We start from the raw sequence: 11,939 nt of genomic DNA, 5'->3' as shown, positions 1-11,939 counted from the left end.
CCCTAAAGCTTACCCCTTAATGACCAAACCCCGGAATGAATTACGTAAACAATTGCAAACTGCTTAACCCACAAGTGTTTCGGCTTTTCTTAGTGCCATTCCGGTAAGAGAGGTTTTACACAGCTGGAAAAGCAAAGGTCTAGAAGGACTTTGGGAACTACCGGGTCGAGGAGGAAAGTCAAAATGGCAAGAAGAGGACATCATATTTTTGGAAGAATGCCTGAAAAAAGAACCGCGTACATACAATAGTCTTCAACTCGCACAAAAATTAGAACGCGATCGCTCAATTAAACTGAGTCCCGATAGATTAAGACGGGTACTCAAAAAAAGGGGGTCAATTGGAAGCGAGCAAGGAAGAGTCACAAAGGCAAGCAAAACCCGATAGCACGAGCAAACAAACAAGCAGACCTAGATATGTTGGAATTATCTGCTGCGGCTGGAGAAATAGACCTAAAGTATCTAGATGAATCAGGGTTTTGTGTATGGAGCGAACCAGGTTACACCTATTACTTCAAAGGTGAGCAAAAACGCTTAGAGCAAACTAAGCATCGTGGACGGAGATTAAGTATTATCGGCTTTCTTCAACCTTTAATCAGCTTTGTTTACGGTCTGGTTATTGGTGGGATTAGTCGTAAATCGTACATCGAAATGATGGAGATTGAAGCGACTGAAGCTCAAAAAACTGGGCGCACTAGGGTAATTGTGCAGGATAACGGATCGATACACCGATGTCTTGAAGTGCAAAAGTTATGGTCAAAGTGGGAAAACATGGGTTTGTACATCTTTTTCTTGCCCGCATACTGCTCCGAGATGAACCCAATTGAATTGGAGTGGCAGACCTTAAAAAAGACGAACTATGTGGGCAAATATTTGATGACGAGTTAGACCTCGCTTACGCCGTGATGGATGGCGTTAAAGCTAGGGGAGAAAAAGGCAACTACAGTACGCAACGTATTAAATTTGACTCTAATTACTCTGATTAAATTTTCGTTACATAGTTATAAATTTTTCCGCCCACCTACTTACAAACTATCCCACTCGATAATTCACCAGCACAATCTTCTGGCGTCGCGTCCACTCAAGGCAAGTTATCCCCAAAGCCTCACTCAAGGCGTGGATATTTCCAATTTTGACGGAACAACACAGTTGCTTGCCTAACTTTCTTAAGCCATCCATTCAGTCCACTGTGGGGCATCTACCAGCAATTGAGCAAATTTGTCAGGGCTTGCGTCTTCAAACTCCAGCATCACACCGCAACGCTCATCACTCGTTAGGGTACTGAGTAATTCTTTAATATATTGCCCATTTCTTGGCTTGAGCGATTCTTCGAGAACACCGCACATCGCAGAAATTTTTGGTGTATCGAATGTATCTTAAGTTGCTCCCGATGTGATAGCATACCTTCAACAATTTTAGATAGCATACCTAATCCATGAATCAAGTTCGACTCCCTAAAGTTAGCGTTGCCGTGATTGGTTTGGTAGTTGCAAGCGTATTTCATGCTACTCCAGTGCTGGGAGCTATTCTAACTAGACAAGAATTTTCAGGTGATTTTACTTTAGTCGATGCTACTAGCCCATTCCTTACGAACTCTTTGCCAGAAGAAAGCGAATATTCTGGATTCGTGGTTTACTCAGAGAACGGGACTTTGAGCGATTGGGAGCTATCCGTCAACAATCTAGACCTAAATTTGAAGAGAGTCCCTACTAATGGCGGTAACTTAACCCCAGATGTCGATTTTGAGCTTGATTCTGGGTCGAATTGGAATTTAGTAGTTGATTTTGGTATTGCTTTTGATGCTCCAAGATATACCCTAGAAAGAACTTCAAGCTCTGAAATTACCTTGACGGGTGCAGTGGGACGGGCAGGAACATACATCTATCAAGATTCTGCTGCCAATATTACCCTGAGTTCTTCATATACATCAGTACCAGAACCCACTTCCCTACTAGGTCTATTGTTTGGAGTTGGTGCAATTGCTGTCTCTAAAAAAGCTGGGGAGACGAAATAGTAAAGCATGAATTACTGAACTCTTTACCAAAGCTTTATCGATTTATATTAAAGTAACATGAGCGAGGGTTGGGTTGATACTTGTGTTTGCCCTGTGTGTATGTGATGCCGGTTCCAAATTTTTCGTTGTTTTGGCATCAAGTACAAAGCTAATGCTGAAGAGTACTAAATACCGAACCCACTGTTTGTAAAACCAAGAGACAATAGGCTAAAACATCATGAACCTATCTTGTAGGACACAAGCTGCTCACCTAAAGTTAGATAAAATCATAGCTACAAAACTGATTCTGCCTTCGCTTCTGACTGGATTATTCGTAACGTGTGAAGCTAGTTATGCTTACAGCACATCCTCGATTACTAACAACATCACGAGGAACAATCTTATTGCTCAGAATCGAGGAAGCTGTGAACAATTTTTATCAGCTCTTGCTATAAGAGAAACAGGACAGCAAACTCCACCTTATGACATTGAAAATGCTTTAGGGTTTATTGGTAAGTACCAATTTGGTGAAACACTACTTATAGAGCTTGGGTACTACCAAGTTGAAAATCCTTATAACGGTGGAGGTAACGGCGTAGATAAGAATTATTGGCGTGGTACTTGGAAAGGTAAAAATGAAATTAATAGTAGGGAAGAATTTATGCAAAACAAGAATGGTGTACAAGAGACAGCAATCAAAGAGGCATTTAGCTTGAACTCGAATCGAATTAGTCAAATCCTTCAGTCAAATGGACGTTCCATTGAACAGTTCATTGGACAGGAACTGCAAGGAGCCAAAATTACACAATCTGGCATCCTTGCGGCTGCTCATCTAAGGGGTGAAACCGGAGTTACAAATCTACTGCTCAAGAATGAAGTTTCTAATGATGAATTTGGTACTTCTATTCTTGATTATTTAAAGGAATTTGCAGACTATGAGTCATGTATATAAATTGTTATTGGGATAGTTCAGTATCAGATTATTTACAAAGACTGTTACATAATAATGACCCAGGTTCCGTTCCATAGAGTGTGGTAGCATTTGGTGGCGTTTATCCTGGTGTGCAAGATGGCAGTAGAACTATTTCCATCATCCTTTCGTTGCGACTGTAGACATGAATTGGATTTCTCTGAGAATACCATCTCTGAGATGAAAAAGATGAGCATCCTTAAACGAGTTACTTTAGGAGACGGAGGAGATAACGAACACAAAATTGTTTTTTTCAATGGCTTTGCAAGAGAGATTATTTGCCCCAAACTCAGAATCTGCACAATAACCGACTCAGAGTAATTGTTTTGATGGAATAGTGAACTACTTTGACCTACACTGCCACCAACCAATCGCAGACCACAGACTTGCATCCGCTCCCAAAGTTAACCCAAACCTGCCACTGGTTCAGATACCCATTCCAGTAAGGCTCACCATCAGCAATTCCAACAGCCGAGCCAATTGTGGAGACTAACTGATTGTAGAAGGAGCCAGCGCTTTCCAAGCCTTGCTGCATTTTCAGTTTCAGCCCTTTCCAGGCTTGTCCTTGGGGGCTTTCCACTACCTCTTCTAATATTTGGGAGGTTGTGTCAATCACTGGTGTCGACAAAACTATATTATTCGTGACTGACACCAACTCACGATTTAATGCTTCATCTCGATTGAGCCATTGTCCGAAAATCGAATCACGCTGATCATCAACAGGCACAAACTGGTAAACGCACTCCCGATTGTCTCGTGAACCAAGCCGACCAACATAGTCCAACTTCAAATCAATCTTCGCAAGTAGTTTCTGTGCGATCGCCACTGGGGTGAGTTTTTCCGAGATAGTCACATTCAGGTAATTCTTAATAACGTGCCGATGTGTTACAGCCAGCGCCTTAAACTCCAGCATCTTCTCATCAGATCCCCGCAACTGAACGTCTGGTGTAAGAAACTGTAATATATTCAGGCTTTCCAGTAACAGTACAGCAGGTAAAAGTTGCCCCTTGTTAAAATCCGGTTTCCAAATTGAATTCTCCCCTGCTTCTAATTGAGCTTTAACCCTTTTTGAATCACGATTCGTCAGAAACTCTCGCCCCAGCGTCAAATAATAGTGCATCCGCAACTGAGGATACCACCCATCGTCATCTTTCTCTACAAGCTCAGGGGTCACGTCAATTTCATACCGACGGGATAATTCCGCCTTACGCTGCTGATGCCGTTCATTTTTCGTTTTCGCCCTTTTATCTTGCAGTTTTTTCAGTTCAGTTTGGGAAAGTTCATCAGCTTGCGCGATCGCCTGACACTCAGCAGTATACAATTCCTGACTAGCCGCTTTAACCGACTCGATTACAGCCCCACTCTCATCATCTGATGCATCGTCGGCATCAATAACGGTGTAACCATCCTCGACCAATCCTCCAAGCACAGATTCTCTATAGCGCCGCATCTCTACGTTAATGACAGAGCCACGCTTGCTCCAAGTCTGCAATGACTCCGGTTGAAAATTCTGATCAACAAAGCTGTAATCGTCATTATCCGCCGCCGACAACAGCGCAATGTTCGCTTGTGTTGCAACGTGCTGACTTCTCAACAATCCTCCGATGGATGTAGAGCCATTGCCCACAACCGACATCCCCCACTCTCTTACCCAAATGTGACGATCAACAGTTTCTCTAACCCTTGCCAACATCTGACGCACAGAGTTAACCGGCTGCACTCCCTGAAAAATACCCCAAACAGCATCAAAATGTCCTCGAATATCGATGCTGACTCCAGTTTCTAAACTTGGAGATGCGATAACCAAATCATACTGAGTCAAAATCTCATTCAGATGAGCGATACAACCGAAAGCCGCATGAGAAGGATCAGCAACGGATTCGCTGTCTATTCGCAGGATTCGCAATTCTGGGTATTTCCGACGAAAACGTTCTTCCAAAGCTTGGGTTCCCCATTTGGATTTTGCCTTTTGAGCAGAGCAGCAGAGTAAATGATGCCCACCTTTAGCAATGGCTTTGTCGAGTGCAGCGATGAGATTCTTCGGGTTATTGCCAGAGTAGTTGTAACAATTGCCAGATACGTGCCGATAATTGTTGACGATGACAAACGGGTTAACCCGATATTCACCAGCGAGTGATAAAACATACTTTACATCAGTATCTGAGACATCGGCACTAGACAAGTAAATCTTTCCCTGGCTGCTGCCTAAAACATTCTGCACCAGTTGTTTGAAGTTTTTGAGAACGGACACACGCCGCTTCTGCACTTCTGTACCAGAGTTAAGCAAATGCCAGAATACTTGGTCGCACTCGTCGATAATAATCACATCATTTGACCAGTCATTAGGGTTGAATCGCGCCTGACTTTCCTGATGCAGCGAATCAACACACACCCCGTATCCCAACAATGTGCCTGTTTCATTCGTGCGGACTTCGGTAACATAGTTAACACCGAAGCGATTGCACAATGCCTCACCCAGTTGAATGCGATGGGTGATTATTAATACCCGTCTCTCTTGGTCATGAGCTTTCGCCACCTCCGTTGCCAGCCATTCAGTTTTACCAGTACCTTTGGGAGCTTTAAGGATAATCAGCTTTTCACCTTCGGGGACGAGAAGCTGTCCGAGGAATCTTTGGTTAAGTGCGATCGCAGGCGGGTAAGTCAACAAGGTAAACAGCTTAATCTCCCATAACTCCAGTGCAACAGCCGTGTTGTAGAGTGCGTCAAAAGCTTCCCGCCCTTTGGCAACGATAAAATCATCAACACCTTTCTCTTGTCCAAAAGGTAAATCAATCACTCGCAGCGAACAACCCTCATTTACCAGCAGCCGTCCCATACGACTGATAGCGGTTCTTACCCGTTGGACTGTCTCAGGTTTATTATCCTGGTCAAAGCAAATGTTAACCTGTCTCCCCTGTGTTGCGAAATGTTTCAAGTCTGGGATGAGGTATGGTTTGCCATTAGCTGTACCATACTCATCAGTAGGAGTGCGGTATCCAGCGTTAACACCGGGGATAGCGATCGCAGCATAACCAGCAGTCAGTAATGCCCCCGCTTTCTTGACACCTTCAACAATTGTCACTGGTACGTTGTGCCGCCAAACCCAATGCCAGAAACCCCCAGGATGCTGCAAGTCTTCTTCGGTGATGGCAATGCCGCTACGATTGGAAACTTTCACCCAGATGCGATTCGGGACTAAGAGGAAGAAAGCGCGTGTCTCTTCTCTGTATGGGTGTTCGTACTTGATGAACTTGTGGATCTTTTGGCTGTCGCGTCTGGGGTGGTCGGGTTTGAAACAGCCCCACATCATACTGACGTAGTTGTTGAGGGGGTCAATTCCACTGCACCACCAGCCGCCTAATTCAATGTGCTGGTACTTCTTTAAATCGCGATCACGCAGTCGTCCATCATTGCGGCGGGAGATTTTGGGACTGTAGAGGAGATATTCGTAGGGTAAAGTCCCAGACAGCGAACGCACATTCAGAGCAATGATTTCTTGGTCAACTCCGCTGCCTCGCCATTCTTGTAAATGTTTTGCTTGAGAATCAGATTCGATTATACGCATATTTCCTCTGTTTTTTGACGCATGGAAATGAAGCGGCATTGCACCCATGCCGCCGGTTAAAATTTTTGTGAGAGCTTGTACTGGCTATGAAATCCTCAATAGCCAGCTACAGCGTTATTTCCCGCCTCCTGTGTGTGGTCGGAAGGTCAAATTAATTCGCGTGCTAACAACTTTCTTGGTTTTGGGGACTTGGTGCAGATGAGTAGACTGACAGCCAGGGTGCATCACAAGTAAACTCCCGTGTTCGAGCCAGAAGTCGGTTGGTTTGCCATCTCTCGGTTTGATTTGGAATTTGCGACATGACCCCAGGCTGACTGATGCAATCGCTGGCTTATATCCCATCGATGGTTCATTGTCGGAATGCCAGCCGATGCTGTCCTGTCCACTGCGGTACTGATTTCCGATGACAATGCGGAACTTGTAGCCAGTCAACGCAGTGATTCTGTCCCGTAAGCTAGACAGAGCTTCTGTCCAGCATAGTGGTTTTAAAAATACGCTGTTGGAGTAAAGGTAATCACATCCGTAGTCCCCGTAAATACATTCGAGGCGGGGGACAGGCATTGTTTTACCCGCGATCCTGATTTGATTTTGCTGCGACTCCAGTTTCAAGCAATGTTGGTAGAGTTCGTTTGCAAGTTCCTGAGTTAAGAAATCGGGGTAGTAAGTGATTGGTAAAACTGGGGCTAATTCAGCAAATAAATTAAGTTGTTGCATGATAGTTCTCTCAAATTTTGAAACTGCTGTTAGTTCTGTTCGGCTTTAAAAACCTCAACCAAAATACTTTCTGGATACAAACCAACTTTTCCAAAGCGTGGGTCATGAATGCGTTCTATTTCTATTCCTTGTTTTCTGCACAATGCACTGGCTTTTCGACCTTTAGTACCCGCTTCTTTTACCGATATTTCTAAACCTTGAAGATTAGCGAAACCAACAACACTATATTTATGACCGCATGGGGTGTTTACTCTGTCTTGCTCAACTTCAACCGCTTTGAGTCTCGCCAAGATTTGAGCTTGTTGCTGTTGTTGCTCCAGTAAATATTGTTCTTGCTGTGCCATCTGTTGTGCGATCGCTGCGAGTAACTGTATTTGGGTCATCGCAGTTTCGCTATTAGAGACGGGTTTAGTCCAGCCTAATTTATCTTGAATCCACGCCCGAATGCCGATGGTGTTGAATGAACGGCATACTAATCTGGCTTGTTTAGTGCAGTATCTACCAGCTTCGTAAGCGTAGTACTCTAAGATAATTGCGATTGCTATATCAGGGATTCCATCGGTTCTCCATTCGGTTAGGTTAACAGCTTCAAACCCTGAATCCATAAGCATTTGAGCCAGTTTAGAAGGTTCTAGGTTAACGCTGTCTAAGGTCTTGAGAATTGCCACAGCGCTGACCCCAGCCAGTCTTGCAGTTGCTCGAATACTGGCTTTAGCCTGACCATTAGTGTCAACTTCAATCTCTTCAGATATCTGTTCGATGATTTGGCTGATTTCAATTTGCGACATAATTTTTCGTTGTGTGATTAGAGAGAATTAAACATTTACCCGCACTAAACTTTTTTCACCAATTAGTGAGAAGCGATTATATATAGTTCGTGATTGAGTTAAGGTTGGCGACACCAATTCAACAACGTAAAACCAAGAATCATTCACAAGCCCAATCCCCAGAATGAGCCGTTGTTTTGTTCCCTTGTCGTGAGAACAGAGCATCACTCTTTCGCCCAGAACAAAAGTAGGTTTTTGCACTTTGATAGCTTCTAATTCTCCAGTACCGATAATTTGATTTTGTGTGGCGTGGAGTATTTCATCACGGCAATCAATTGAGTAAAGCCAAGTTTCATGCTTCCATTGCATACCGCAGCAATAGCCGAATGTTCTCGTGGTTCGTAGGTAAACTCTTTCCAGCAAATTTACCTCAACGGGTGGAATTGTTCGACCCCAAGGTGGGGAGAGATACCAGCTAGTTTTGAGTGCGTTAATGTTGTCAATCATGCTTTTCTTCCCAATAAGTAATTAATGGCTTCGGAGTCAATAGAGGCAATACGCTTTTTTAGATGTTGTGGAGGATTGTCAAAAAAGTTTTTGAGATGCCATCGACGAACCTGATAACGCTTAGAAGAACGGCGGCTAGTTTTCAACCAACCACGGCGCACCCAACCAGAAACGGTGGTGGAATGCACACACAGAACACGGGCGATTTCAGCACTGCTATAGTTATCGAGAAAGGGGCTTGTAGAATAACCTAAAGCCCAAAGTTTAGTAGCAATAGCAATGGTCGTGCGGAAATAGCCATGTCTTTTTAAGATTGAGGCTATTTGTTTAGGGGTATAAAGTTCAGCTTTAGCTTCAATAATTGCAAGTTCTTCATCAGTCCATTTTGTATTCATCTGATTACCTCCTATATTTATGCAGATTTAGCATCAGACTGTTCTTGGACAATTCGAGCGCTAATAGATTCAAATTCAACTTGAAATATGTTCATATCTGTGGACATCTCCCCAGTGTTGTAGCGGTCTACTATGTACTGCTTAATTGCAGATTTGTTCAGCCCATCAGGGATATCGATGTGAGCTTCACTGACGATTTTTTCGACTACTGTAACGATGACTCTCATGGGTAATTCCTCTGATGTTGAGAATTCAGGAGTCAGGAGTCAGATAAACAGAAGGTTTTCGACTCCGCTCTAACTCCCATTGCAAATAAGTCAGGGCAGTTTGAGCATCAGCAATGTTTAAATCAGGTTGATATCCCAAGTCCAGCAGTTGTTTATAGTCTGGGTGCGTAGCAATTTCGCATATCAGCGTTTGGGCTTGTTCAAGTAATTGGCAGAGATTAGGGTTAGACATTTCTATGCCCAGCCGTGAACATAAATCAAGAGCTTTCACTCCCATTATTCCTGGCTCAATCTCGGTTTCTAACTCTTCAAGTAGAGATTGAAAATCTGGGTGTTCATCGTTGATTTCAACTTCAAATAAATCTGCACTCTTTGTAAAGACAGTTGCCCAAGTAGGTAAAGTTTGTGGAATCGTCTTAGCGTAAAGTTTCATAATTGGTTCCTCTTCGATTAAGAGTTAAAAATTCTCGGTAATTTCCAACAAAAAGCCGCGTCCCGTGTTCTGTACTTGCACCAATTCTTTATCCAGCAGAGTTTGAATGACTGAATCTGAGAATTGGAATTGTAGACGATGCAATGGAACACAACCGCCACAAAGCCGAATCGAACGCAGCAAATGATTTGCTCTACGGTCAAAGCTGTTGTCAACCGTCTTAGGCATTTGTGAAACCTCCAGTCATTGCGGCTAACTGTTGTTGCAGAATGGAAGTTGCTGTTGATAAAACTCAATCTCTGCACGTATCTGTGAGAATAGTTCTTCTGGGGAGAGTGGTTTAATTTGATTCTCTTCAAAGTGGAATAATTCATCAGAATTTTTCTTAGGCATCAGCGCATAACGCCAACCACCACCAAATTGTTCAGCTAATTCTGTACCATTTGGGTAGTATTGAAGTCCCAGAATGATGCCCTGTTGTGTACGCTGATCCAAGGCAAAGCGAGGGTAGCCCCAGTGTTGTGGGATTGAAATTGTCGGTTGCATAGATGAATAGGTGAATGAAAGGATTATTGAGGAGAAGGGGGAAAGGGTAAAGGGAAAGGAAATGAAGAAATTTACCTTTTCCCCAACCCCAAAAACCTTTTCCCAGGCGAAGCCCAATATTTACGCTGTGACTAACTCCGCTCTCTCCAGCAGCCGTTGCAATTTATCGCCAGTTAGCTGTTCTAACGGTTGGTCTAAAATATATTCATCAAAAATGGATTTGCCATCAGTAAACACGTCCACCATCGACAGCGATAGCACAGCATCAAACACGGAGTTAGAATACTGCTGCTGGACTGAATAACGCCTTTTCACCCACCAGTTCCCGTCAGTGCATCCGACTTGCCCCAGTTTCACGCCGTTGTTGTTGTAAATGCCATCATTGAGAATTTCAAACCCATAATTCTGGCACTCGTTGAAAATATGCGCCATGATTAAGTTTTCAGTAGTAGAAGAGGACAAGGAGCAGGGTGCGGGGTGCATGGGAGAGAATCTTTCTCCTCTGCCCCCAGCTAAGAGCCCCACTGCTTCTTGGACTGGCAGTGTGCCATCTTTGTAGTGAGTGCAGATGAAGCGATCGCAACGCATTAGAGTGCTGGCACGAAATACTTCTTTATCGTTGACCATGACTACCCAGCGCTGCGTTAAGTGGTTGTCGTCATGGCTGATGCTGGCTATCAGTTTGTCACCAGTGTAATATTCGTGATGATCAAACGAGATTTCGACTATTCTAAGGGGTTCGGGAGCTATGGCTTGGGCTTGGGTTGCGATGTAGCTGTCGAGTTCGGCTTGAGCGAGGGCTTGTTCGTCGGGGGCAGCAGGGGTGAGTTTCTGAATCTTGCTTGACTGATAATCAGCGATCGCAGTAATCCAAGAATCCTTGCAGCGTTTGTCGTTTACTTCGACTGTGCAGGCGATTTCGCTGTAGATTTGCTTGAGTCGGGCAATAGATTTCAGTTGTAGCTGTTGATGACTGTAGATAATGTGAGTCATAATAAATCAGTTCCTAACGGGACGGAAAGCGCTTCAGATTGACCGTCGGTAGCGCTTTCTTTATTCACATGGTAGCACTACTTTAACGCTACTGCAACACCTTTTTGCCTTAAAGTAGCGTTACCCTCGTGCTACAATGGAGGAAGTATAGTTTTGGAGTAGTGCTATGGTGTTGTCGGTGGTTACAGCCAAAAAGCGAATATCGCTTTACTTGGACGAAGCATTAAAGTCTGACTTAGAACGGCTAGCTAAGATTAGGAAGCGTTCTCTGTCAAATTTAATAGAAGTCCTTTGCGAAGAAGAGTTGGAGCGTGCCAGGAATAATGGAGAGTTAAAGGATGCTTGATCTCAAGCCATTAACTTCTGCGCTATTTTCAGTGACTCTACAGAAGCGATCGCTTAGGGGTTTAGTTGAGGTTCTGGCGATAGAAGCTGAAATTAGCCGCTCTTAAGCGTTTGTAGCCCTGACTACAGCCATAATGAGAGTGAGCCAGTCTGAGCAAATACCCTTAAGAAGGGTGAAATCATGGCTAAACCATCCTCAAAGCTCAAAAAATCCACCATCTCTTCATCTACTGACAGCACATCACCAGATAATCTTGCTCAAGAAGAAGACCCAGCCTCAGCAACTATCACTGTTACTGCTGTTGAAGTTCCAGAGTTGACCGAGCAGGAAATTAGCGATCGCCTGCATTTAGAGAGGAAAGTAGAGAGGGCATTTTTTGAGGCGGGGAAGGCATTAATGGAATTACGGGATCGCAAGTTATATCGCTCTACTCACAAAACCTTTGAGGAGTATTGCCGCGATCGCTTTGGACATAATCGTCGCCAG

General features: G+C 43.9%; 15 protein-coding genes and 1 pseudogene. 5 read left to right on the top strand and 11 right to left on the bottom strand.

The window, feature by feature from the left end; genetic code table 11:
- The first annotated feature begins 306 nt into the window (after window positions 1–306).
- On the top strand, window positions 307–885 hold the full coding sequence (locus H6G26_RS33540; protein WP_190735305.1) for an IS630 family transposase: 579 nt from the start codon (window positions 307–309) through the stop codon (window positions 883–885).
- Window positions 886–1,163: 278 nt separating this feature from the next.
- Here the strand turns inward: H6G26_RS33540 and H6G26_RS33535 are convergent, their stop codons facing one another.
- Window positions 1,164–1,343 (bottom strand): hypothetical protein, encoded by a 180-nt coding sequence (locus H6G26_RS33535; protein WP_190735301.1) that lies wholly within the window; start codon window positions 1,341–1,343, stop codon window positions 1,164–1,166.
- Between the two features lie 89 nt (window positions 1,344–1,432).
- Between H6G26_RS33535 and H6G26_RS33530 the strand changes: the two genes are divergently transcribed.
- On the top strand, window positions 1,433–2,011 hold the full coding sequence (locus H6G26_RS33530; protein WP_190735299.1) for a PEP-CTERM sorting domain-containing protein: 579 nt from the start codon (window positions 1,433–1,435) through the stop codon (window positions 2,009–2,011).
- Window positions 2,012–2,228: 217 nt separating this feature from the next.
- Window positions 2,229–2,942 carry a hypothetical protein gene (locus H6G26_RS33525; protein WP_190735297.1) on the top strand — a complete coding sequence of 238 codons (714 nt, stop codon included), beginning with the start codon at window positions 2,229–2,231 and terminating at the stop codon, window positions 2,940–2,942.
- Between the two features lie 370 nt (window positions 2,943–3,312).
- Here the strand turns inward: H6G26_RS33525 and H6G26_RS33520 are convergent, their stop codons facing one another.
- From H6G26_RS33520 to H6G26_RS33475, 10 genes are all read right to left on the bottom strand, one after another.
- Window positions 3,313–6,525: a plasmid replication protein, CyRepA1 family gene (locus H6G26_RS33520; protein WP_242054050.1), complete on the bottom strand. Its 3,213-nt coding sequence runs from the start codon at window positions 6,523–6,525 to the stop codon at window positions 3,313–3,315.
- A 114-nt stretch (window positions 6,526–6,639) separates the two neighbouring features.
- Entirely contained in the window at window positions 6,640–7,239 is a 600-nt protein-coding gene (locus H6G26_RS33515) for an alpha-ketoglutarate-dependent dioxygenase AlkB (RefSeq protein WP_190735295.1), read from the bottom strand.
- A gap of 29 nt (window positions 7,240–7,268) precedes the next feature.
- Complete coding sequence (locus H6G26_RS33510) at window positions 7,269–8,027, bottom strand: hypothetical protein (protein ID WP_190735293.1); 759 nt, start codon at window positions 8,025–8,027, stop codon at window positions 7,269–7,271.
- 27 nt (window positions 8,028–8,054) lie between these two features.
- On the bottom strand, window positions 8,055–8,513 hold the full coding sequence (locus H6G26_RS33505) for a DUF1392 domain-containing protein (protein WP_190735291.1): 459 nt from the start codon (window positions 8,511–8,513) through the stop codon (window positions 8,055–8,057).
- Window positions 8,510–8,908, bottom strand: coding sequence for a hypothetical protein (locus H6G26_RS33500; protein WP_190735289.1), 399 nt, complete (start codon window positions 8,906–8,908; stop codon window positions 8,510–8,512). Before H6G26_RS33500 ends, H6G26_RS33505 begins: the two co-directional genes overlap by 4 nt.
- A 17-nt stretch (window positions 8,909–8,925) precedes the next feature.
- Entirely contained in the window at window positions 8,926–9,135 is a 210-nt protein-coding gene (locus H6G26_RS33495; RefSeq protein ID WP_190735287.1) for a hypothetical protein, read from the bottom strand.
- A gap of 25 nt (window positions 9,136–9,160) precedes the next feature.
- The gene (locus H6G26_RS43125; protein ID WP_242054049.1) at window positions 9,161–9,568 is read right to left on the bottom strand and encodes a hypothetical protein; all 408 of its coding nucleotides are present in this window, start codon (window positions 9,566–9,568) and stop codon (window positions 9,161–9,163) included.
- A 24-nt stretch (window positions 9,569–9,592) separates the two neighbouring features.
- The gene (locus tag H6G26_RS33485; protein ID WP_190735285.1) at window positions 9,593–9,796 is read right to left on the bottom strand and encodes a hypothetical protein; all 204 of its coding nucleotides are present in this window, start codon (window positions 9,794–9,796) and stop codon (window positions 9,593–9,595) included.
- Window positions 9,797–9,820: 24 nt separating this feature from the next.
- Window positions 9,821–10,114, bottom strand: coding sequence for a hypothetical protein (locus H6G26_RS33480; RefSeq protein WP_242054048.1), 294 nt, complete (start codon window positions 10,112–10,114; stop codon window positions 9,821–9,823).
- A 120-nt stretch (window positions 10,115–10,234) separates the two neighbouring features.
- Window positions 10,235–11,107 carry a hypothetical protein gene (locus H6G26_RS33475; protein ID WP_190735284.1) on the bottom strand — a complete coding sequence of 291 codons (873 nt, stop codon included), beginning with the start codon at window positions 11,105–11,107 and terminating at the stop codon, window positions 10,235–10,237.
- Between the two features lie 166 nt (window positions 11,108–11,273).
- Here H6G26_RS33475 and H6G26_RS33470 point away from each other — a divergent pair, with 166 nt between their 5' ends.
- A complete protein-coding gene (locus H6G26_RS33470; protein ID WP_100903382.1) occupies window positions 11,274–11,453 on the top strand; it encodes a hypothetical protein in 180 nt (59 codons plus the stop codon).
- A 180-nt stretch (window positions 11,454–11,633) separates the two neighbouring features.
- Window positions 11,634–11,939: pseudogene (locus tag H6G26_RS33465) on the top strand (hypothetical protein); the annotation flags it as partial.

It is taken from the genome of Nostoc sp. FACHB-888 (assembly GCF_014696655.1).
Lineage (GTDB): Bacteria > Cyanobacteriota > Cyanobacteriia > Cyanobacteriales > Nostocaceae > Nostoc.
This window is presented reverse-complemented; position numbering and strand designations above follow the sequence as displayed.

Coding starts and splice junctions, on each gene's coding strand:
- H6G26_RS33500 (WP_190735289.1), bottom strand. CDS start 8,908: ATGAATACAAAATGGACTGATGAAGAACTTGCAATTATTGAAGCTAAA.
- H6G26_RS33505 (WP_190735291.1), bottom strand. CDS start 8,513: ATGATTGACAACATTAACGCACTCAAAACTAGCTGGTATCTCTCCCCA.
- H6G26_RS33525 (WP_190735297.1), top strand. CDS start 2,229: ATGAACCTATCTTGTAGGACACAAGCTGCTCACCTAAAGTTAGATAAA.
- H6G26_RS33515 (WP_190735295.1), bottom strand. CDS start 7,239: ATGCAACAACTTAATTTATTTGCTGAATTAGCCCCAGTTTTACCAATC.
- H6G26_RS33480 (WP_242054048.1), bottom strand. CDS start 10,114: ATGCAACCGACAATTTCAATCCCACAACACTGGGGCTACCCTCGCTTT.
- H6G26_RS33535 (WP_190735301.1), bottom strand. CDS start 1,343: ATGTGCGGTGTTCTCGAAGAATCGCTCAAGCCAAGAAATGGGCAATAT.
- H6G26_RS33530 (WP_190735299.1), top strand. CDS start 1,433: ATGAATCAAGTTCGACTCCCTAAAGTTAGCGTTGCCGTGATTGGTTTG.
- H6G26_RS33485 (WP_190735285.1), bottom strand. CDS start 9,796: ATGCCTAAGACGGTTGACAACAGCTTTGACCGTAGAGCAAATCATTTG.
- H6G26_RS43125 (WP_242054049.1), bottom strand. CDS start 9,568: ATGAAACTTTACGCTAAGACGATTCCACAAACTTTACCTACTTGGGCA.
- H6G26_RS33520 (WP_242054050.1), bottom strand. CDS start 6,525: ATGCGTATAATCGAATCTGATTCTCAAGCAAAACATTTACAAGAATGG.
- H6G26_RS33475 (WP_190735284.1), bottom strand. CDS start 11,107: ATGACTCACATTATCTACAGTCATCAACAGCTACAACTGAAATCTATT.
- H6G26_RS33495 (WP_190735287.1), bottom strand. CDS start 9,135: ATGAGAGTCATCGTTACAGTAGTCGAAAAAATCGTCAGTGAAGCTCAC.
- H6G26_RS33510 (WP_190735293.1), bottom strand. CDS start 8,027: ATGTCGCAAATTGAAATCAGCCAAATCATCGAACAGATATCTGAAGAG.
- H6G26_RS33470 (WP_100903382.1), top strand. CDS start 11,274: ATGGTGTTGTCGGTGGTTACAGCCAAAAAGCGAATATCGCTTTACTTG.